At 37.3% G+C, this 22,620-nt stretch carries 22 protein-coding genes; 5 read left to right on the forward strand and 17 right to left on the reverse strand.

Annotated elements, in window-relative coordinates:
* Positions 1-17 precede the first annotated feature (17 nt).
* The 3 genes from brnQ to ypfJ all read left to right on the forward strand — a co-directional run bounded on the left by brnQ (position 18) and on the right by ypfJ (position 3,924).
* Complete coding sequence (gene brnQ, locus IGI65_RS00745) at positions 18-1,370, forward strand: branched-chain amino acid transport system II carrier protein (RefSeq protein WP_095006545.1); 1,353 nt, start codon at positions 18-20, stop codon at positions 1,368-1,370.
* A 150-nt stretch (positions 1,371-1,520) separates the two neighbouring features.
* Positions 1,521-3,017 (forward strand): helix-turn-helix domain-containing protein, encoded by a 1,497-nt coding sequence (locus tag IGI65_RS00750; RefSeq protein ID WP_438772937.1) that lies wholly within the window; start codon positions 1,521-1,523, stop codon positions 3,015-3,017.
* Between the two features lie 22 nt (positions 3,018-3,039).
* Positions 3,040-3,924: a KPN_02809 family neutral zinc metallopeptidase gene (ypfJ, locus tag IGI65_RS00755; RefSeq protein WP_438772938.1), complete on the forward strand. Its 885-nt coding sequence runs from the start codon at positions 3,040-3,042 to the stop codon at positions 3,922-3,924.
* Positions 3,925-4,344: 420 nt separating this feature from the next.
* Here the strand turns inward: ypfJ and IGI65_RS00760 are convergent, their stop codons facing one another.
* The 16 genes from IGI65_RS00760 to IGI65_RS00835 all read right to left on the reverse strand — a co-directional run bounded on the left by IGI65_RS00760 (position 4,345) and on the right by IGI65_RS00835 (position 19,987).
* Entirely contained in the window at positions 4,345-4,719 is a 375-nt protein-coding gene (locus tag IGI65_RS00760; RefSeq protein WP_438772939.1) for a hypothetical protein, read from the reverse strand.
* Between the two features lie 71 nt (positions 4,720-4,790).
* Positions 4,791-5,246: a low molecular weight protein-tyrosine-phosphatase gene (locus tag IGI65_RS00765; RefSeq protein WP_438774397.1), complete on the reverse strand. Its 456-nt coding sequence runs from the start codon at positions 5,244-5,246 to the stop codon at positions 4,791-4,793.
* Between the two features lie 8 nt (positions 5,247-5,254).
* Positions 5,255-5,821, reverse strand: coding sequence for a TetR/AcrR family transcriptional regulator (locus IGI65_RS00770; RefSeq protein ID WP_071864301.1), 567 nt, complete (start codon positions 5,819-5,821; stop codon positions 5,255-5,257).
* Between the two features lie 14 nt (positions 5,822-5,835).
* Positions 5,836-6,834, reverse strand: coding sequence for a Holliday junction branch migration DNA helicase RuvB (ruvB, locus tag IGI65_RS00775; RefSeq protein ID WP_071864300.1), 999 nt, complete (start codon positions 6,832-6,834; stop codon positions 5,836-5,838).
* 15 nt (positions 6,835-6,849) lie between these two features.
* Positions 6,850-7,443, reverse strand: coding sequence for a Holliday junction branch migration protein RuvA (ruvA, locus tag IGI65_RS00780; RefSeq protein WP_071864299.1), 594 nt, complete (start codon positions 7,441-7,443; stop codon positions 6,850-6,852).
* 66 nt (positions 7,444-7,509) lie between these two features.
* Positions 7,510-7,938 carry a peptide-methionine (R)-S-oxide reductase MsrB gene (gene msrB, locus IGI65_RS00785; protein WP_438772940.1) on the reverse strand — a complete coding sequence of 143 codons (429 nt, stop codon included), beginning with the start codon at positions 7,936-7,938 and terminating at the stop codon, positions 7,510-7,512.
* 136 nt (positions 7,939-8,074) lie between these two features.
* Positions 8,075-8,629: a Maf family protein gene (locus IGI65_RS00790; RefSeq protein ID WP_438772941.1), complete on the reverse strand. Its 555-nt coding sequence runs from the start codon at positions 8,627-8,629 to the stop codon at positions 8,075-8,077.
* A 246-nt stretch (positions 8,630-8,875) separates the two neighbouring features.
* Positions 8,876-10,675, reverse strand: coding sequence for a DNA-binding protein (locus tag IGI65_RS00795; protein ID WP_438772942.1), 1,800 nt, complete (start codon positions 10,673-10,675; stop codon positions 8,876-8,878).
* Positions 10,676-10,955: 280 nt separating this feature from the next.
* The gene (gene mutL, locus IGI65_RS00800; RefSeq protein WP_438772943.1) at positions 10,956-13,121 is read right to left on the reverse strand and encodes a DNA mismatch repair endonuclease MutL; all 2,166 of its coding nucleotides are present in this window, start codon (positions 13,119-13,121) and stop codon (positions 10,956-10,958) included.
* A gap of 15 nt (positions 13,122-13,136) precedes the next feature.
* On the reverse strand, positions 13,137-15,692 hold the full coding sequence (mutS, locus tag IGI65_RS00805) for a DNA mismatch repair protein MutS (protein ID WP_438772944.1): 2,556 nt from the start codon (positions 15,690-15,692) through the stop codon (positions 13,137-13,139).
* 99 nt (positions 15,693-15,791) lie between these two features.
* Positions 15,792-16,169, reverse strand: a complete 378-nt coding sequence (locus tag IGI65_RS00810; protein ID WP_438772945.1) for a YlbF family regulator — start codon at positions 16,167-16,169, stop codon at positions 15,792-15,794.
* Positions 16,170-16,178: 9 nt separating this feature from the next.
* Positions 16,179-16,976, reverse strand: coding sequence for a TIGR00282 family metallophosphoesterase (locus tag IGI65_RS00815; protein ID WP_071864292.1), 798 nt, complete (start codon positions 16,974-16,976; stop codon positions 16,179-16,181).
* A gap of 156 nt (positions 16,977-17,132) precedes the next feature.
* Complete coding sequence (gene mgsA, locus IGI65_RS00820) at positions 17,133-17,555, reverse strand: methylglyoxal synthase (RefSeq protein ID WP_071864291.1); 423 nt, start codon at positions 17,553-17,555, stop codon at positions 17,133-17,135.
* A gap of 16 nt (positions 17,556-17,571) precedes the next feature.
* Entirely contained in the window at positions 17,572-18,348 is a 777-nt protein-coding gene (locus IGI65_RS00825) for a Cof-type HAD-IIB family hydrolase (protein WP_438772946.1), read from the reverse strand.
* Entirely contained in the window at positions 18,345-19,001 is a 657-nt protein-coding gene (locus IGI65_RS00830; RefSeq protein WP_438772947.1) for a DNA alkylation repair protein, read from the reverse strand. The genes IGI65_RS00825 and IGI65_RS00830 overlap by 4 nt, the downstream gene beginning before the upstream one ends.
* A gap of 188 nt (positions 19,002-19,189) precedes the next feature.
* Complete coding sequence (locus IGI65_RS00835; protein ID WP_095006534.1) at positions 19,190-19,987, reverse strand: formate/nitrite transporter family protein; 798 nt, start codon at positions 19,985-19,987, stop codon at positions 19,190-19,192.
* A gap of 553 nt (positions 19,988-20,540) precedes the next feature.
* On the opposite strand from IGI65_RS00835, the gene rpsD reads away from it, so the two are divergent.
* The gene (rpsD, locus tag IGI65_RS00840) at positions 20,541-21,152 is read left to right on the forward strand and encodes a 30S ribosomal protein S4 (protein WP_016173655.1); all 612 of its coding nucleotides are present in this window, start codon (positions 20,541-20,543) and stop codon (positions 21,150-21,152) included.
* Between the two features lie 237 nt (positions 21,153-21,389).
* On the opposite strand, the gene IGI65_RS00845 is transcribed toward rpsD, so the two are convergent.
* The gene (locus tag IGI65_RS00845) at positions 21,390-21,821 is read right to left on the reverse strand and encodes a hypothetical protein (protein ID WP_438772948.1); all 432 of its coding nucleotides are present in this window, start codon (positions 21,819-21,821) and stop codon (positions 21,390-21,392) included.
* Positions 21,822-21,975: 154 nt separating this feature from the next.
* Here IGI65_RS00845 and IGI65_RS00850 point away from each other — a divergent pair, with 154 nt between their 5' ends.
* The gene (locus IGI65_RS00850) at positions 21,976-22,521 is read left to right on the forward strand and encodes a biotin transporter BioY (protein ID WP_438772949.1); all 546 of its coding nucleotides are present in this window, start codon (positions 21,976-21,978) and stop codon (positions 22,519-22,521) included.
* Positions 22,522-22,620 lie beyond the last annotated feature (99 nt).

Below are 22,620 nucleotides of genomic sequence, written 5' to 3' on the forward strand. Positions count from 1 at the left end.
AACTTTCGAGGTGAAAAATGGAAAAAAAGTTGCAATTTAAAGATTATTTATTTGTCGGTTCTATGTTATTTGGCTTATTCTTTGGTGCCGGGAATCTTATTTTCCCCGTTCACATGGGCCAATTAGCAGGCGCCAATGTTTTTAGCGCTAACTTAGGTTTTCTTGTAACAGGAATTGGATTACCTTTTTTAGGAGTCTTAGCGATTGGCATCTCCCGCAGCAGTGGTTTATATGATTTAGCTTGTCGGGTAAATAAAACGTATGCCAAAATTTTTACCATCTTACTTTACTTGGTTATTGGGCCTTTCTTTGCTTTACCTAGATTAGCGACAACTTCTTTTGAAATTGGTTTGGCACCTTTTTTAGCCAAAAGCCAGATTACTTTGGCACTAGCAGTTTTTAGTATTCTCTTTTTTATCTGCGCTTGGGCGCTATCCCGTAAACCGACTAAATTACTTAATTATGTGGGAAAATTTTTAAATCCTTTATTTTTAGTTTTACTAGGTATTTTAATTTTATTAGCATTTTTAAATCCAATTGGTAACATCACCGATACGCCGATTCAAGCCGATTATACCAATCACGCATTTTTAACCGGCTTTACAGAGGGCTATAATACATTAGATGCATTAGCTTCATTGGCATTTGGCATTATTATTGTCACCACTTTAAAAGATATGGGAGTTAAAAAGCCCAGCACCATCGCCATGGATACAGTTAAATCGGGTTTCATCAGTATTTTATTGATGGGAATTATCTATACGCTTTTATCTTTAATGGGGACGATGAGTCTTGGTAAATTTGCGATTTCTGAAAATGGCGGGATCGCTTTAGCGGAAATTGCTAAGCACTATCTTGGGACAGGCGGGAGCATTTTACTTGCGTTTATCGTTATTATTGCCTGCTTAAAAACAGCAATTGGCCTAATTACTGCTTTTTCTGAAACATTTGTTGAGTTGTTTCCACAACAAAAATATACTACCTTTGTGACCGGCTCAAGCTTACTGGCTTGTTTATTTGCCAACATTGGGTTAACTAAAATTATTGAATTCTCAACACCTGTTTTAATGTTTACCTATCCTCTAGCAATTACCTTAATCTTACTTGCTTTGGTTGGCCCTTTATTTAAACAACGGGCGAGTGTTTATCGCTTAACCACTTACTTTACCTTGTTTGCAGCGATATTAGATGGTCTAAATGCCGCTCCTGCTTTTTTAAGAAATTTAGCACCAGTTCAAAGCCTACTACATTTTGCGCAAGATTATCTTCCTTTTTTCCAATTAGGAATGGGCTGGATTGTGCCAGCACTTCTTGGCTTTATCGTGGGAATAATTTGGACAATTTTAAAAAAAGTACCTGCCGAAAATTAAGCAAAATTTTTATGCGATTCTCATTTTAATTTCCAACCTGTAAAACGCCTGCGGCTTTTAAGTAGCAGGCGTTTTTGTGTGCTTATAACTGACAGTCTGACAAAAAAACGATACAATGAAAAAAAGGAGTCAAAATATGGAGGGATATTTATGGTATATGAAGAGCTGATGATGGATACATCAACCTTATTAAAATTTGAATTGTTCCGCAAAATGATGTTTATTGGACGCCCAAATTACGCTATTGCTGAACTAGCACAAGAAATGAGTCTCAATTACCAACAAACCGTTATTGATTTGACGGAAATTGATAAAGATATTAGTCAGATTCACCCCGAACACGAAAGTTTTTTAATTGGGGCGGGAAAAATCAACTGTCTGAAATTAACTGCCACCATCGATGAATATCGTTACTACTTATTGCAAAATTCTGTGCCTTTTCAATTTATTATGTATTTTATTAACGAAGAGAACCCAACAATAGAAGAATTTTGCAACCGCTACTTCTCCAGTCGATCAACTGTATCGCGAAAAATCGAGAAGTTAAAAAATTTCTTGAAGACTTTTAATTTACGTTTTACATATACAGAAGCTGGTTTAGTAGGAGACGAAAGACTCGCTCGCCTCGCATTGTTTAATCTGATTTGGTTGGGAACTAGAGGAATTACTTGGCCATTTAATGTGTCAGAAGAAAAAGTCGAACAAGTAGTAGCAGCTTTTGGCGAATACTTTCCTCTTTCTCGTACCTATTTAGGCAATTTAGAATTAAAATATTTTGCGGCTATTTTCTTATTACGCATTCAAAAAGGTATTTTTGTTAAATACGATAAAGCCTATGATTGCTTAATGAAAAACAATGACTATTATGATTTCACTCGTTTAAATCCTTTAGTTGATAATCAGTTAACTGCCCGTCAAAATAAAGCTGAATCCAGTTATATTTTCTTTTTGGCACACTTTATTCCGTTTTATACCTTAGAAGATGATCCAACCTTAACACAAGTTATTCACGACTTTGGTAAAGAAGCAAATCCTGTTGATAATTTAGTCAAAGAATTTTTACAATTTGCTAAAGAAGAGTTATTTACCAACAACCCTTCTGTCTTAGATCAACCCCTTGTTTTAGGGAATTTATTGAACATTACGTTTGGTTATTATGTCATTAAACATCGCATGCCTACCATTCAACGTTTATTAGGACCAAAACAAGTTTTTGAATCACCTATTCGCGAAATGGAAGGAAAAATTCGCGCCTTCTTTATCGATAAAAGTAATCAAGAGCCTTATGCTGCTTTCATCAATAATGCAACTATCAATAGCTTAGTCAATGGTTATACTCAAGTCTTAATACCGCTTTATGACACCATGACGTATGCAAAAAAAGTTGAGGTGGGGGTTGCGATTGAACATAACTATTTAATCGTAAAAAATATTTATCAATTTATGTCAGATTTAAAATTTGTCAATGCGGAAACTTACAACAGTCAAAGACAAGAACAGTACGATTTGGTTATTAGTTCATCTTTAGTATTAAAAAATCAAACACCGAATTTAAATGTCTTTTTATGGGAATTGGACCATGATGACGAACAATATATCGTCTTATATAAACATTTGCGCAAAATTTTTAATGAAAAAAATAAGTAATCGCAGTTAAGGAGGGTATCTCATGCGGTGGAAAGGTGACCGACAAAGTAAAAATGTTGAAGATCGCCGTAGTAGTTCTGGTGGATTATCCGGTGGCGTAATCGGCGGTGGTGGAATCGGGCTGCTACTTATCGTTTTATTTTCTCTCTTCTTTTCCGGGGGGAATATCGACTTAGGTTCGCTTTTAGGCAGTGAAAATAGTCCAACTACCACCCAACAACCAACTGGAACTGATGAGCAAAAAGAATTTGCCAGTGTTGTTTTTGGGCACTTGGAAGATTATTGGAACGCTGAATTTAAGCAACCTGAATATGCCCAATACCAACAAAGCTATGAAAATCCGACTTTGGTTTTATATAGTGGTAGCGTGCGTTCAGCATGTGGTCAAGCCTCCTCTGCTGTGGGACCTTTTTATTGTCCGGGCGATCAAAAAGTTTATTTGGATTTAAGTTTTCAAGAAGAATTATCCCAACGTTTTGGCGCAACAGGAGATTTTGCTATGGCTTATGTTATTGCCCATGAAGTAGGTCACCACGTTCAATATGAATTGGGCACTTCAGATAAGATGGAACGCTTACGTAGCCGCCTTTCGGAAAAACAGTATAATTGCTATAGCGTGGCCTTAGAGTTACAAGCCGATTATTTTGCGGGCTGCTTTACCCGTTATTTAGCCAATAAAACTTATCAAGGCCAACCAATTTTAGAAGTCGGCGATATCGATGAAGCTATCCAAGCGGCTAATCAAATTGGTGATGATACCTTACAACAAGAAGCACAAGGATATGTTGTTCCTGACAGCTTCACACACGGTACTTCTGAGCAGCGTGTGGACTGGTTTAAGCGTGGCTACCAATATGGTGATTTAAAACACGGTGATACATTTAGTACTTATAATTTAAGTCTCTAAATCTTAGCAATAAAAAAGACTGCTTAGCTGATATATACCTATCAGTTGAGAAGTCTTTTTTCATTATTGCTTGCAAGCTTGACCTGAGTTATTTCAATTTTATTGGATATCTAGCTCATGAACTAGCTCTCTACGGCAATAAACTGGAATTTCAAAAAATTCTGTTTTAATGCTAAAGAGTTGAACACGTTTGTTTTGCTTTTAAGGCTTAATACTTTTTTAAGGATATTTCCTAACTTTTGCTTCTTTGATTCACAAAATATTCATAAATGATTTGTACTATATAAGTGTACCAACAAACAACCCTAACTAACACTTTTTCATTTTTAACTCCTTGCCCGTCGCCTCCCTAGCGACGGGCCCTTTTTTATTTACAGATAAAAAAACTGCGCAAGCTTTTTGGCTGCGCAGCAAAATCTTTTATGGTTGTCGGGTAATACTCGTTCGTTGTCCTGATTTATCTAAAATACTCACTTTGCGGATCAACTCTAACGGAATCATCCGCAATGGCTGTTCTTTATTTTGCGGTTGTATCATCAAATGATTGGGATTTAATTGTCTATTTAAAATCCAGCCATAAACAGTTTCATACTTGACGCTATTTGGGGTTACATCTAATTGTAAAACTACCAAACTTTCTTTTTCAGCCGCCAAAACCAACGTTTCAGCCATTTCAACTGAAATCTTTTGTTGCAGCTCTTTGTCCATACTATCGCTTAAAAATCCCTTTAATAAGGCATTCGAGGTATTGGCCACGAAATTGCCGAATTTTTTAACATTCATTTTTTCTTTCATTGCCGCCACCCCTTCTCATAAGTAAGCATATTTTATCAAATTTCTGTAAAAAGACAAGTTTTTCTGATTGTTCACATAGTAGTCAAAACCGCTAGCCACGGTGCTAATCCCGATTCAATCAATTGTTTGGTTTCATCAAAATCACCTGTGTAATAAGGATCTGGAATAGAGTCCCCTTCTTTCCCCTCAACTACTGATAAATACGTGGCAACTTTAGCGGTCTTATCATGAGGTGCAATCGCCAAAATGTCGTGAACATTTTCTTTATCCATTCCCACGATATAGTCAAAGCGATAAAAATCTTCTTGTTGCAATTGTCGGGAAACCATCGCTGAAAAATCGACACCCGCTTTTTTCAAGATCTTTTTTGTACCCGGATGTGGTGGATTTCCCACTTCAAAACGACTAGTAGCAGCAGAATCCACATGAATTTTATAGCCATTTTCAAGTGCAAATTGTCCAAACAAGCCTTCTGCCATTGGCGAACGACAAATATTACCTAAACAAACAAATAAAACACTACTCACCATGTCCACTATTGCTCCTCTTGTTGATATAAACGATAAGAATAAAGCTCAACGTCTTTTGCCAAACGAAACATTTGCGTCGCCACTTCTAAAGGAGCGACGGGGTAATCATCTTCAATCCAAGCCAACAACACTCCACTACAGCCATAGGTAAAAAAGTGCCCATAAAAATCTTTATCTGATTCTGATAAATAATTTTCCGTATCAAAGTCTTCAAATAATTTGCGGAAAAGACGCCCAACAATTTTAGAAAATTCGCGAATTAAAATTTCTTTGCGGTCCGCTACTGTTTTGCGATAAAACTCGCGACGCTGATAGATTGCCCGCAACATTTGGAGTACTTGTTCTTCCCAATTTGCCAGTGATAATTCATCACTAGTTAGAAAATTTAATGCTTCTGTGTAATAAATAAAACGTAGCAATTCATCTTTATCCGAAAAATGATAGTAAAAAGTTTGCCGGTTAATTCCCGCTTTTTTTGCAATCATTTGCACACTAATTTTACTGTAATCCGTTTTTGCTACTAACTCAATTAACGCTGTTGCAATCTTTAATTTTGTTTGGTTAACTGCCATCCTAATACACTCCATTACTCATAAGGATAACCAAAATGTTCATAGGCTAAGCCAGTCGCAATTCGCCCACGAGGAGTACGTTTCAAAAATCCTTTTTGAATTAAAAAAGGTTCATACATATCTTCCACTGTTTCGGTTTCTTCACCAATATTAACCGCTAGGGTACTCAAGCCTACTGGTCCACCACCATATAATTCAATCATCGTTTTAATTAATTTTTGATCGACATAATCAAGTCCAGCTTCATCAACTTGCAATAACTGTAAAGCGCGCGCGGCGATTTTATCATCAATTATACCATCCGCTTCCACTTGGGCAAAATCTCGCACGCGTTTTAAAAGGCGGTTGGCAATTCGGGGTGTTCCCCGTGAGCGCCGGGCGATTTCATGGGCACCAGTTGCAACAATATCTGTAGCAAAAATATCGGCTGAACGCAAAACAATCTCTTTTAAATCAGCTTCTTGATAATATTCCAAATGGCTGATAATACCAAAACGATCTCGTAAAGGTGCAGAAAGCATACCCGCCCGCGTTGTCGCCCCTACTAAGGTAAAAGGAGGTAAAGGAAAGTGAACAGGATGTGCTGTCGGTCCTTGTCCAACCATAATATCCACATAAAAATCTTCCATGGCCGAATACAACATTTCTTCAGCCACTCGGGGTAGACGATGAATTTCATCAATAAATAAAACATCGCCAGCTTCTAGTTCATTTAAAATCGCCACCAGATCGCCTGGTTTTTCAATAGCTGGACCACTTGTCGTTCGAATATTGACATTCATCTCATTGGCAATAACCATTGCCATAGTCGTTTTCCCTAATCCAGGTGGTCCGTAAAGTAAGACGTGGTCTAAAGACTCTTCACGACTTTTAGCCGCAGCGATATAAATAGATAGTTCATGTTTCACTTTATCTTGACCGATATATTGGGATAAAAACTGGGGCCGTAATGACTTTTCAATGAGTTGTTCGGTCGTTTCTTTTTCAGGTGAGACAAGTCGTTCTTCTGTCACAATCTCCCCTCCTTTCTATTTTTTCATCACAAGTTTTAAGGCTGCACGTAAATACTCATCTGTTGTTTGCATTTCTTCATTTGCCAAAGTTTTCTCAACTTTTTTGACTTCTTTTGCACTATAACCCAAAGCAGTTAACGCCTCCATTGCTTCTGTTAATGCTACTTTGCCATTTGCTTGTGGTAAGAGCTCCAAATTCAATTGCGGATCGTAAAGATCGCCTAATTTGCCTTTTAAATCTAAGATCATTTGCTGGGCGGTCTTTTTTCCCACACCGGGAAATTTTGTTAAATAAGTAACATCGCCTGATTCAATCGCATTAATCATACCCGTATGCTCTTCGCCGGCCATAATAGCCAAAGCCGATTTTGGTCCGATACCAGAAACACTAATCAAGCGTAAAAAAAGTTGTTTTTCTGCTAATTGTTTGAAACCATATAAAACGTGAGCATCTTCGCGAATAACTTGTTGCACATATACTTTAACCTCTTCTTGTTCTTTAAAGCGATATGGATTTCCTACTGCGATTTGATACCCAATTCCATGATTTTCTAAAACAATATATGCGGGGGTAACGCCTGTAATTTTACCGATTAAATACTCGTACATTTTTTTGTCCTTCCTGTACATACGTTCCCCTTATTGTAGCATAGTTTGGCACCAGACAAAAGCTGACTATTTCACAAGGGGTAAATACTCCCCATACCCCGCAGCTTCCATTTCTGCTTTTGGAATAAATTTTAGCGCAGCAGAATTAATGCAATACCGCAAGCCTCCTGCATCTTTTGGTCCATCGCTAAAAACATGACCTAAATGGGAATCGGCATCTTTACTGCGAACTTCTACCCGATGCATACCATGAGAAAAATCAGCTTTTTCTTTGACTACTCGTTTTTCAATTGGTTTTGAAAAAGCAGGCCAACCACAACCAGCGTCATATTTATCAGTCGAAGCAAATAAAGGTTCCCCGCTAACGACATCCACATAAATGCCTTTTTCATAAAAGTCGTCATATTTTCCGGTAAAAGGACGTTCAGTGGCATTTTCTTGGGTTACAGCATACTCTTCTGGTGTTAATTTCTTTTTCAATTCTTCTTTATCCATCGTAATCACCTCTTAAGAAAATAGTACGCTCATCTAATTAAAAGCAAAAATTTTATGCTTATAAATACGCAGCCCTTAATGTTGCATCAAAACAGTTTTAGACTGAATTTAGATACATTAATTGCTGCGCAGATTTTTAGATAATTCTTTTTAACATTTGATTGACAACACCGACAGGAAAACCAACAATGCTGTAATAATCCCCATCAACTTTTTTTACAAACAGACTAGCCTGACCTTGAATCCCATAGGCACCAGCTTTATCGGCATATTCACCAGTATCCAAATAGCGATTGATTTCTGCATCACTAAGCTCAAAAAACAGTACTTTTGCTGGTACTAATTCTTGTAAAATTTGGTGACCTTTACGCATCACCACTGCTGTGTAAACATGATGCATGCCGCCACTCATATCTTTTAGCATCACAAAAGCGTCTTTTCGAGATGTTGGTTTGCCCAGAATTTGACCGTGATTAACCACAATCGTGTCACTGGCAATGACCAAATCTTTAGGATGCTTTTCAGCTACAACCTTTGCTTTTTCTTTTGCCATATGAACAACATATTCTTCTGGTCGATCTGTTTCTTTTACCGTTTCGTCAATATCTGCTGGCTCCACTTTAAAGTCAGCCACCAAGCGAGATAACAACTCTTTTCGTCTAGGTGATTGTGATGCTAAAATAATTGCCAAGAAAAACTCCTCCTTTATTTCCACTCATTTTACAAAGTACCCTCATTTTATACTTAATATTGCAATTGTAAAAGAGGTTACAACAAAAGCGGTCAGCTTCAAGCAATAAGACGAAATTGCAAGCAAAATTTTTTCGACTTTTTGCGAAATTTCGATTTGTTAAAAAATTACTTCTGTCACACTGTTTATTCCTAAAAAGGAGCTGTGATAAGACTTCTATCACAACCCCTTTGACGCTAAATCGTCTTATTTTTTTATCCCTAAACCTTCAACGGTTAAATCTTGAATACTGGCTGCGGTTTGATCAGCCGTCACATTAGCTTTAAAAGTTACATTATCCCCTTCTTTGATGAAGATAGCATAAGGACTATTATTTGAATTAACACTATAAACTGTCCGCTCATCTTTTAATAAGAAAGACACTACGGTATTGTTACCATTGGCAAGTACGACAACACGTTGTACTACACCACTTTTTTGGGTTAAAGCATCTGCTTGGGTACTACTATTGTTACTACCTTTTGTTGCAAGCTCAATCCGATAAGCATCCAATGCATTTTGCGCATTTTCAGCGTCTACGACAATATCGTTATCCACTGCATTAATGTAAACATATTTTTTGAAAATACCTTTTGTATCCATTAACGACACAATCCACGTGGGCACTCCATCAATATTATATAAGACTGGCATCTCAGCATCCCATTTCTTTTCGGGATAAATTTTTGCAGCAATGGAGATTGCACCGTCACTATCCATTATCCCAACTTCTGAATCACGGTAATAGGTCAGTTGGCCACTGCGCGCATCAATTAAGGAATAACCTAAAGCAGAATCTTGATCATCATCACCACTGGTAAAGTCGGTGAAATAATTTAACTGGCCTTCTTTGCTCAACATCGGTGTTAATTGACCAGAAGCATAAATACCGTTATCAGTTGGGACTTTGACATCTTTTTTAGCGCCAAAGACAAATTGATTCCACCAGCCTTGGCCATAACGTCCAAAGAATTCATTCATACTATTAGCCGCAGCCGATGTAATCGGCGCATCCACAAAAGCAGGTGCTTTTTTACTGTCATACAATTTAACTTCGCCTGTTTGTGCGTTTAGCACGGCTGTTTTGAATTGATTATAATGCATTAGCCCGGTTACACCATATTCTTTGTATAAAGTTTGAATATAATAAGGTATCCCTTTATCATCAATCTCTAAATTGATTTTCCCATATGAAGCATAACCAGGAAAAGCAGCATAAATTTTGCGTCCTGCATCTTGGTTGAAAAAAGCAGACGGTGTGTATTTCAATGGCTCTTTGACAAATTCAGGTTGGGCATTTATGTCTGTAGCACTAATTTTGAAATAACCGGGAACTTCACCGAGTTTAAGCCATTTGAAAAAGCCATTGTATTCCACAGTTGCTACATAAACATACTCACCATTGATTGTCTGAGCAGTAATCCCATCTAATGTAAACATATTCGAATTGGGAATGACTGAAAACTTCTGCAGCATTTTTCGCTTCGCCATATCAGGAGCAATGGCGATTGGTGTTTCTTTAGTTGAAGTTAGCACTTCTGCTTTTTCCTTTGTTTTTGCGGGAATAGAAGAATAAACTTCATCAATAGAGGTAATCCCGCTAATTTTGGAAACTGCAAATAATACTCCCATCAACACCACTACCGCCGCAAAGACTTTTCCTAATTGCCCCATTGCTAGTTTGGTTTCAGGAGTAACATCCACACGTTTTTCATTAGCCGCTGGTATCTTCTTACCAATTTTTTTGCCCGCTTTTTTAATGGCCAAATATAGACTTGCAATTAAAACAGCAACAAAAGCTCCCCATAAGTTATACCACAAAAGAGAACTTAAATTTTTACTTGGTAGTACCAGATATAAAAAAACTGCCATTACTAGTAATTCCATTACTGTTAAGGCGGCCATTCCTTTACGCGAGCTATCTTTTTCTAGTACTAAGATTAAAAAATTTATCATGAGTATCCCAATACTAAACAACAACGTTAAAATAATAAAATCAACAATCATCCACAACACTCTTTCTTTTATAAGACTTTTTCCTATTATGCCAGAAAATAACAAAAAATACGTCAGCCTTTTGCAGTATTTTAAATAGAAAAGCTAAACAAACGCGCTTAACTCTTTAGCATTAAGGCGGAATGTTACGAAATTGTTCCTCAAATTTCTTAGCATTTCGACTTAATGTCGCCAAGAGTGCGTTTGTGAAACACAAAAAATTAGCCCGAAAGATTACGACTGCAATCTTTCGGGCTAATTTTATTGCTCGCTTAATTTACCATTTGAAAAATTAATCTTCTAAACCAGCCATAGCAGAGCGATGAGGATCTTGAATGCGTTTGAACATTTTTTCCATATCGCCGTTACTAAAGTGAATTAAAACCGGCCGACCGTGAGGACAATTGAAAGGATTTTCGCATAAAGCTAAATCTTGCAATAAGACCCGTGCTTGTAATTCATTTAAATGATGATTGGCTTTAATTGATCGTTTACAACTCATCATAATTGCTGTTGCTTCGCGAAATTTTTTGACGCTAACGTTTCCTGTCATCAGCAACATATCAATCATTTCTCTGGTAATACTTTCTTCTTGTCCAGCGGGATACCACGTTGGATGGGCACGAATAATAAAACTATTGGCACCAAAATCTTCTAATTGAATCCCGACATCTAAGAGCATTTCCTTTTTCTCACGTAATTTAATCGCATCACTATTAGGATAATCCAACACGATAGGTACGAGTAATTCTTGTAAGTTACTGCTCACATCCCCAATTTTTTCCCGAAAATATTCGTACTTGATCCGCTCTTGGGCAGCATGTTGATCGACAATATAAAGGCCATCACTACTTTGAGCAAAAAGATAGGTCCCGTGCATTTGTCCAAAATATTCCAGTTGGGGAAAACGTTCGCCAGTTTTTTCTGCTTCTAGCGTAGCAATCGCTTTATTTAAAGCTTGGCTACCTTTTGGATCATGAAGACTAAATTCTGGATGGTCCAACTCGCTTTGCAGTTCTGCCTCTATTTCATCTTGTGATAAAGAAAGATCAGCTTGAGAATTGGAGGGAATGTTTTCCACATCCATATATTTATCCACAACAGGATTTTCCTGCAGAGGAGTAGAATCTGTTTTTTCTTCTGACACTTTGGGATAACTTGGCACTGTAGGTAATTCTTCTTGAATTTCTACTACTTGTTGGAAATCTTCTTCTTGATTTTCCCGTTTATCTGTTGCCTCTTCTAGCTTTTTATCTGGCTTTTCTGAAACTTGTCCACAATCTTCCACAGCTTTATCCACAGACTGTGAATTACGGTAAATAAATTTACCACTACCGGGATCAAAGGCTAGTCCGCTATTTTTCTTTTCAGCATTTGGTAATTCCATTTGCAATTGCTCGATTTTTTCTTGTTCTGTCCGCGGGATTTTTTTCTTAAAGTCTAGATTTTCTCCAGCATCAGGAATTAAATTCTCACTTTTTAAACGGTCATTAATTGTTTTACTAATTAATTTGGTTAATTCTGGTTCTTTTGATAAGCGCACTTCTTGTTTGGTAGGATGAACATTCACATCGACTAATAAAGGATCCATGGTGATTTCTAAAACCGCAATCGGAAAACGGCCGACCATTAATTTAGAACCATAGCCTGTAATAATAGCTTTATTTAAGGCAAAGTTTTTAATGTAGCGGCCATTAATAATCGTTGAGATATAATTACGACTCGCCCGAGTTACTTCTGGTAATGAAATATAGCCTTTCACCGTAAAATCTAAGTCTTGTGCTGCAAGATCTAACATTTTTTTAGCGGTTTGTACCCCGAAAATTCCTGCAATCGTTTGTTTTAAATCACCATTTCCCGCTGTCGTTAACATTTTATTGCCATCGTGCACTAAGCGAAAAGCAATATTAGGGTGACTAAGTGCCAAACGGTTCACAATATCGCCAATATTTGAAAGCTCCGTTTGTAATGTCTTAACGTATTTTAAGCGCGCTGGTGTATTGTAAAATAGATTTTCAACAGTAATTTTAGTTCCTTGACGCAAAGGCGCTGGTGTATGTTCAACGACTTTTCCACCTTCTAAACGCAACAACGACCCTTGCTGGTGGGTTTGAACTGCTGTTTCAACTGTGACATAAGAAACAGAAGCAATACTTGGCAATGCCTCACCACGAAATCCTAATGTTCGAATGCGAAACAAATCATCCCGACTATGAATTTTACTTGTCGCGTGACGTTTAAAGGCGTTCACTACATCATCTTCAGCAATTCCTTCGCCATTATCAGTTACTTGAATTTTTTTCAATCCGGCTTCTTCGACTAAAATATCAATCTGAGTCGATCCTGCATCAATCGCATTTTCAACTAATTCTTTTACAACCGAGGCGGGGCGTTCCACCACTTCACCGGCAGCAATTTGATTGGCAAGACGTTCAGATAACTCTTGAATTTTACCCATCGTCTGCCTCCTTTTCTAAATTCGTTTTTGTAACTCGTATAAAATATTTAACGCTTCACGGGGAGTAGTGTCGAGTAAATCGATTTTTTTCAACGTATCAATCACACCCAACTCTTCTGTGGAAACTTCTTGGAACAATGAAATTTGTTCAACTTCTTCTGCAACTTGGGTAGGCTGTGCTTTTGTTCCATCTTGTTTTTCCAAATGTTGTAAAATCGTTGCCGCGCGCTCTAATAAATCCGTCGGTAAACCGGCAATTTTAGCGACGTGTATGCCGTAACTCTTATCGGCAGCGCCTTCCATCATTTTATGCAAGAAGACCACTTCACCGTCTTTTTCCACTGCTCCAACATGAATATTGCGTAATTGTGGTAAGACTTCATCTAAAACTGTCAATTCGTGATAATGGGTAGAAAAGAGCGTTTTTGCTTTAACAACCTTATGAATGTATTCAATAATTGCTTGTGCTAACGCCATACCATCATAAGTTGCTGTCCCGCGACCTAATTCATCAAATAAAATTAGACTATTATTAGTTGCATGACGAAGGGCCTGATTGGCTTCCATCATCTCCACCATAAATGTACTTTGACCGGCAATTAAATCATCGCTTGCACCAATTCGGGTAAAAATCCGATCAAAAACGGGTAAATTAGCACTTTCAGCCGGTACAAAACTTCCCATTTGTGCCATAATCACCGTCAGTGCTAACTGGCGCATATACGTACTTTTCCCCGACATATTCGGTCCAGTTATTAATAGAATCAGCGTTTCTTGATCCATTGTAATCGAATTGGGAATATATTCTTGATGCCCCAAAACTTTTTCCACCACGGGATGTCGGCCTTCTTTAATCGTTAACTCATGTTGATTATTTAGCTGCGGACGAACATATTGATAACGTTCTGCAATGGTCGCAAAACTTTGTAAAACGTCAACTTCACTTAAGGCTTTGGCTAATTTTTGCAGGCGCGTAATCGCTTGTTTAATTTCTTCTCGCACAGCTAAAAAGAGCTGATATTCCAAATCAACAGATTTTTCTTCGGCTTCTAAAATTTGTGTTTCCAGCTTTTTCAACTCTGGGGTAATAAAACGTTCTGCATTTGCCAGCGTTTGTTTGCGCTCATAGCGGCCTTCAGCTAAATTGCCCAAATTCGCTTTTGTAATCTCAATATAGTAACCAAAAACGCGATTAAACCCTACTTTTAAATTTTTAATACCAGTAGCTTCCCGTTCACTTGCTTCTAGTTCCGCTAACCATTGTTTCCCATTGCGCATCGCCAAACGGTATTGATCCAATTGGTCATTAAAACCGTCTTTAATAACGTTACCTTCTGTAATCGCTAATGGCGCCTCTTCATTAATCGCTTGTTCAATTAACGTAACCAAATCATCCAAAGGCTCTAAATCCAGTAGCAGAGCATTCCAAGCACCAGTATTAATGCCGTTTAGCAGTGTGCGAATTTGTGGCACTTGAACCAATGAAGTTTTTAACTGTAATAAATCGCGGCCATTTACGTTGCCAAAAGCTACTCGTCCAGCTAAGCGTTCCAGATCATATACTTTAGTTAAATTCTCTTGTAAATCAGCACGTTCAAAATAACTATCTAAGAGGGATTGCACCATTTCTTGACGAGCAAAGATTTGTTTTTTCTGAATTAAAGGACGATCTAACCATTGTTTTAACAAACGCCCTCCCATTGCCGTTTTCGTTTCATCTAACAACCACAATAACGTTCCTTGTTTTTTACCCGTCCGAATCGATTGGGCTAATTCTAAATTAAATTTAGAATAGTAATCCATCTTAAGGTAGTGATCAGGCTGATACTCTTGCGCTTTTTGAATGTGAGCCAAACTGCGTTTTTGCGTTTCTGCTAAGTAACACAGCAGTTTACCAGTTACTTCTTTTTCAATGGTTTCAGTTAGTTCACTTGTTAAAAATTGAAATTCCGCATTTTCTTTCATTTCCATTTGACTGGAGAAAACCAAGTTGAGTCGTTTCTTTAAAGTCTGTTGCAAATCTGATGAAATCTCACTCGTAAATACAATTTCTTTTGTTTGAAGCGCACTCGCTTCATTTAAAACTGCTTCTTCATCTGGTAAAGTGGTCGCCTTTAGTTCTCCTGTACTTAAGTCTACATAGGCAAAACCATACTGATTATTGTTAAAACTTAAGGCAGTCAAAAAATTATTATCTTTTGCCGCTAGTCCTTTGGCATCCATGACAGTCCCGGGAGTAACCAATTGCACAACTTCGCGTTTTACCATACCTTTAGCGGTTTTAGGATCTTCCACTTGTTCACAAATCGCCACTTTATAACCTTGTTCAATTAACGTGTCAATATAGCCTTGAGCTGCGTGATAAGGAACACCACACATGGGAATAGGATCATCGGCGTTACGATTGCGACTAGTTAATGTCAACTCTAAAATTTGAGCAGCTTTAATCGCGTCATCGTAAAACATTTCATAAAAATCCCCCAGACGATAAAATAAAAAAGCATCTTGATAATTGGCTTTTATCTTTAAATATTGTTCCATCATCGGTGTATTTTTGGTCTTTTGAGGCATTAAAGCTCCTCCTTCAATTAGCCTTTTTTACTGTAATTTATTTATGATTGTCTGCTTTTTTAAAAGGATTACGCACTAAGCAAAGCTTACTTAGAGCATTTATTCAATCTCTTTATCAGCCATTTTTTCTATTGCCTGATTAACATTTTGGGAAATGTTATCAGTCAAAAAGTGCAACAAATCATTTGCTAGTATCAACTTTTCCCGATAAGCAATGACTAAAGGATGATTTTCATATTCCTTTTGATAATGCTCTGCTTTTATAAGGGCCATTTTTTCGGCTTCAAGTTTGCCATAGTGAGCAAATTGAACAGCCTCTTGTTGCGCTGCTTTTATTTTTTCTTCCAAATCTTGCAAGCGGGAATTATTCGCCACTTTTCGCGCAATCTGGCGATAATCTTTCACAATCTCATTTTCTGCTAGAGCTTTGGTTAGTTCATTTAACCCAGCAGCTATTTTGGGTTCAAATTTTTCCATCTGTTCTTCCTATTCATAAAAAGGACGATCTGCTGAAATTTGAATCGTCTCAATTTTTTTAGCATGCCCAGTTTTTTCATCAATTTCAATCACACAAGCCGATAAAATACTGCGGCCTTCTTCTACAACTTCAAAACGCTGAGGTAATGCAGTTAAAAAACGTTCAATAACCCCTTCTTTTTTCATACCTAAGATACCATCATACGGTCCTGTCATGCCCACATCACTTAAAAAGGCAGTACCTTTTGGTAAGATGCGCCCATCATTTGTTTGTACGTGTGTATGGGTACCAACAACTGCGGAAACTTTGCCATCTAAATACCAGCCTAATGCTTGTTTTTCACTGGTGGTTTCACCATGAAAATCGACAAAAATATACGGTGTCCGTTTTCTGGCTTCTGCTACTAACGCATCGGCCTTTGTAAAAGGATCATCAATTGCGGTCATAAAAGCTCTGGCTTGTAAATTAATGACAGCCAGTTCGATTTCATTTACCTTAACAAAAACCATCCCTACTCCTGGTGCTTTTTGGGGGAAATTAGCTGGCCGAATCATCTTTTTAGCATCCCCGATAAATTCAAAAATATCACGATTATCCCAAGTGTGATTGCCCAATGTCACCACATCAACACCATCTTGCAAAAATTTCTTATAGATTTTGCCAGTAATTCCACGCCCACCGGCCGCATTTTCACCATTAGCAATGGTAACTTGAGGACGATACTTTTTCTTTAACTTTGGTAAATATTCTGTAATCGTTTTTTGCCCTAATGAACCCACAACATCTCCAATAAACAATACCCGCACAAATTTTCCTCTTCTCTTAAATGTCTTGCTCTATTATAGTGGTTTTTTTAAAGAAAAAAAAGTGTTCCTTATTTTAACAAAATAGTGCCTTATCTTCTCTTTTATCCCAAAATAAAAACGCGCTTTACCTTTTGAGGCAAAACGCGTTTTTTATGTTTAAAAAGAAAGTGGCCGTTGGTCATTTTCGTGTATAATTTCGCGAAAATCAGCTAACCCTAAAGCCAGACCTCGTATCAAAATTTCAGCCGTTCCAATGTTAGTAGCTAGGGGGATTTCGTAAACATCACTCAACCGAATTAAAGCTGTCACATCTGGTTCATGGGGTTGTGCTGCTAAAGGATCGCGCAAGAATATTACCATATCCAAATCGTCTGCGGCTAACATCGCGCCGATTTGTTGGTCGCCTCCTAAAGGCCCAGATTTATACCGATGCACCTTTAAACCAGTAGCTTCAGCAATTCTCTGACCAGTTGTGCCGGTGGCATATAATTCATGTTGTGCGAGAATTTCTTTGTAGGCAGTTGTCATTTGCACCATCAAATCTTTTTTGCGATCGTGAGCAATTAAAGCAATTTTCATCTTTAGCACCTCCTAATTAAATCAACGCAAATTCTTTCAACGCGTGAAAGATTCCATCTTCATCATTTGAAGCTGTCACAAAATTAGCTACATCTTTAACATCTGCTGTTGCATTTCCCATTGCCACACCTACACCAGCTGCGGCTAACATTTCTTTATCATTTTGACCATCACCAAACGTAATAATGTCACTGCGGTCAATGCCAAGTGTTTCACCTAAGTGGATAATAGTGGCAGCTTTAGAGCCATTTTCAGGAATTACATCCACACATTTTTCATGCCAGCGCACAAAACGCAAAGCAGGATATTTTTCATCAAAAAAACCTTCATAGGTATCATCGTAATAAGCTAATGCTTGATAAATTTCTTGTTGGTTTTTGAAATTTGCATCTTGTTTTGGCACATGGGAACCAAAAGAGCGCATTGCTTCATCCATTCTAACTACATCAAAATCGCTATGACGGCGCATAGCATCCATGCCAATAAAAGCCGTATCGATCTTTAATTGATCCATTTCCGCTACAAAAGCAGTCAATTGATCTTGGTCTAATAAATGTTTATAGACTTGTTTATGATCCAAAAAGGCAGCTGATCCATTACAGACAATGTAGTTGTGAAAATTTAATTCGGTTAAAACAGGTTGGGCCAAAAACCGGCTCCGTCCAGTCGCTACCATGACTAAATGGCCGTTATTTCGCAATATTTCCAATGCTTTTTTCGTACTAGCCAACGCTTCTTTTTGACTATTCAACAATGTTCCATCAATATCAAAGGCAATTAATTTTCGTTTCATTTTTTACTCGCTTTCTTTAGATGCTTACTGCCTTCTCTCACAGCAAGGCGACTTAAATTATTTTGGGCAATAAAATTTGTGACATAGACTGGATTTGTTTTGCTATACTCCCGCAACGCCCAACCAATCGCTTTTTGAATAAAAAATTCAGGCGTCTGTTGATCAAATAAAATCGCCTGCTCTAACAAAGACAAGTCCGTCTTTATTTTACTTTGCAATTGTAACGTAATACTAATCCGTCTTAACCAAAAATCTTCAGCTTGGTAAAACCAGCTAAAGACTTCCGTTAAAGTTTCCGGATAAGCTTTGATATAATCATTAAAGCCCTTACGCCACACATCAATGCTATCCCACCATTCTTTGGTAGCGACTAATGGTACATATTCTGCCAACTCTCCTAAATTGAGGCGTAAAACATTTTGATTAAATAAATCAATGGCTAAATATTGATATTCTCGTGCCTCTAGCTGGTAATAATAAAAAATCTCAGTTTGTAATTTAGCCACCGACCATGTAAGACTTTCTTTTAGCAACTCTTTTTCCGCTTTTGCTCGTAGCGGTTTTTGAACACCCAAAAAAAGAAACTTATTTTTCATATATTTTGCCATTGGCGTAGCTTTGATTGGGTCAGGGTCAAAAGATAATCGTGACATAAAATCTCCTTATGAAAAATTATAGCATTTTCCAATCGTTCAAAACTAATTGTAAAAGTAATCTTTAAAACAAGCAAGACTTCTCCTTTTTAAACTCCGCTTAGAAAATAAAAAAACGACTATAACAACAAGCGGTGGGTAAAATCTTTTAACGATTTACCACTACTTATTGTTATAGCCGTTAAATATTAGTCAACATAAATAGATTTAGAATTATTTAACCATGCAAAGCCTAAGCCCATAACCAGACCGCCCCCAATGTAGTTCCCGATTAAGGCGCAAATAAGGTTGTGTAAAACTGCTCCGGTTGTCATTCCTTCAATGGCACCACCAGAAGCAAAATAAGCTAATGAAAAAGCCGGGAAGTTTGCAATAACGTGTTCATATCCTAAAAAGGCAAAGATAAAAATAATGAAGATAATCGCTGCTACTTTACCAGCATCGTCTTTCATACGCATGCTGATTAAAACGGCTGTATTCACGACAATATTGGCAAACATTGCTTCGATCAAAATTTGCACGGTTGATTTTTCCAATTTACCTGTAATTGAAGTAAAAAAGAAGTTATCAGGTTCTAGCCCTTGGAATGGTCCTGTTTGTGCGATTAAAAAGCCCACCACTAAACCACCAATTAAATTAAATAAAATACAAGAAAATAAAATCTTCGTAGCCAAGCCAAAATTCAAACGTTTACGATAAACACCAACTGTCATATATAGCATATTTGAAGTACCTAATTCCGCATTCAAATACAAAATCATCACAAGTGACCAACTGAACATGAAAGCATATAACATCTTACCCAAACCTGGCACAATATGCTCGCCTTTCATAGCGATTGCAAATGCCACTGCTGTTCCCAAACCTAAAAACAAACAAGCTAAAATTGCACGAACCGCATACCGGAAGTAACTGCCTTGAATTAAATCAACTTTCTTTTCAATCGATGTGTCAATTTTTGAAAATAATGGTGATACAGGATTCATCTCTTTTCTCCTCTACTTTAAATGAATAATTATAAATACCCACTTATTTTATAGAGGCAAAGTGATTTTGTAAAGTTATTTCGGTAAATTTCTGAAAAAGCCCGCAACAAAATTACACGACTGTCATTCTCTTTAATCTTTTTTTCAAATTGGCTTCTTTTTTGTTATCAAAATGACTGTTTTTACTAAGAAAAGCAATTCCATTAAAAATTTGTGCTATTTCATTGTACTAAGAGAGATAGTAATGCAAAACTACCAGATAAATAACCGTTGTATTTTTATTAACTTCTTTTTTTTTTGACTACTTTTGCAATTTTGGTTCATAAGACAATTTCTCTTGACTACAAGTAGACAATTATCGTACAATAAACTTTGTGTAAAATAATGCAGCAGAAAAGTAATAGCTCGTCACCAGTTCATCGCTGGTTTGCCAGTTCAATTGTGTAACCGCGGCTGCAAAGGTGAAGATTGAAGGATGAACTGTACGAATATGAATTTTTCATCGGATTATTTTACTCCAAAAAACAATTTATTTTATTGGAGGAATTTTTAAATGTCACGTTATACTGGACCATCATGGAAATTATCACGTCGTTTAGGCATCTCATTGTCTGGAACTGGTAAAGAATTAGCTCGTCGTCCTTTCCCACCAGGTCAACACGGCCCTAACAGCCGCGGTAAAAAATCTGAATACGGCTTGCAATTAACTGAAAAACAAAAACTACGTCACATGTACGGCATGAACGAACGTCAATTCCGTAACTTATTCGTTAAAGCTGGCCGGATCAAAGAAGGTAAACTTGGTGTTAACTTCATGATCTTGTTAGAACAACGTTTGGATAATGTCGTTTACCGCCTAGGTTTGGCTACTACTCGTCGTCAAGCACGTCAATTAGTAAACCACGGCCACATCACAGTTGACGGCAAACGCGTTGACATCCCTTCATACCACGTTGAAGTTGGTCAAGTGATCGGTGTTCGCGAAAAATCTCAAAACAACGTAGCAATCCGCGCTGCTTTAGAAGCAACAATCGGACGTCCTGCTTTCGTTAGCTTTGACGATGAAAAATTAGAAGGTTCATTAACTCGTTTACCAGAACGTGAAGAAATGACACCTGATGTTGACGAATCATTCGTCGTTGAATTCTACAACCAATTAATGTAAGAATTTCAATTTTACCACGTCTTTTGCGACGTGGTATTTTTTTATTTAACTGTACGTTTTAAAACCATAACATTGAGCTCCCCCACCTCCTTGTCATTGCCTCGTTGCTCTTACAAGTATTATGATACGAAACTTTTGCTATATAAATTCTTTGGTATTGGATTTAAAGCTATATCTTTCCACACAAAAAAAGACAGTCGCTTGCCCGCGAACTGCCTCACTCTCAGCTAACTAAAACTAGCCTAAATTCCCATAATAATATAATTGCCACTGTCCTTGATCTACTCTTTTTAAATACCAACACCAGTCTCTGTAATAAGTATTGGGACGTAAATTTTCATACCCATTCGGTCCGACATAAAGCGTGCTGGTTAACAATAAGTATTCGGTCTTATCTGACACATTATTTTCCGTTTTTAAGCGGGCATACTTTTGCAAATCTGTTTTAAACTCCAATGTATCTAACCGACAGTTTTTAAAGACAGATGGAAATCCACTTTTCACAACAGCTGCCGCAGCGCCAATTTCAGTTTGTGAAAAACGTGGAGATTGCTCAAAACTTTCTTTGACATCATCTGATTTTCCCGCTGGTTTGTAAAACGAAAGTAGCAAAACTACTAACGCCACTATACCAACAATAAAAATCAACTGCTTTTTCAATCGCTTCATAATTTCGTTACCCTTTCTTTTTTCTTCCTTTTTGTATCATACGCTATTTTTTAATTTTAGGGGAGAACAAAAAAAGAACTTTACTTTTCGTTAACCAAGAAATATAATTTGGTTAACCATTTGCAAATGAAGTTAACGAAAGTGAGTGAAAAAAATGCGTATTTCTTTACGAGAACAACTATTAGCTGCAATCTTTGCTGGGATTATCGCGATTTTATCCCAAGTTACTATTCCGTTAGGCTTAATCCCTCTAACTTTACAAACTTTTATCATCGGTTTAACGGTCACTATCTTAGGAAGTAAGACAGGCACTTGGGCGATTACGATCTATTTACTCTTAGGCTTAATTGGCATACCTGTTTTCGCCGGTGGCAGCGCAGGTTTCGGTGTATTATTTGGACCAACCGGTGGCTTTTTAATTGGCTTTATTTTTAACGGCTTAGTCACAGGCAGTATTTTAGATAATACTAAAAAAAATTACTTTTGGGCTGTGATTGCCAATATTGTTGGCGCGATGGTGACGCTAGCTTTTGGGACTGCCTGGTTAAAATTTGGTACGGGAATGGAATTTATTGCAGCTCTTAAAACCGGCTTTATTCCTTTTATTATTCCAGGTATCATAAAAGCAGTTGCTTGTGGCATCTTAGGTATTTTTCTTTTACGTCGCTTGCCGCAACGCTATTTTGCACCAATCAAATAAACAAAATTGAATGGAACCTTTCTAACACTCAACTAGTAGCTCGATATATAAAAGTTATTTTTTTGATGACAAAAAAAACGCCGTGATAATTATCACGGC

Source organism: Enterococcus sp. DIV0755b (assembly GCF_051713765.1).
Taxonomy (GTDB): domain Bacteria; phylum Bacillota; class Bacilli; order Lactobacillales; family Enterococcaceae; genus Enterococcus_C; species Enterococcus_C canintestini.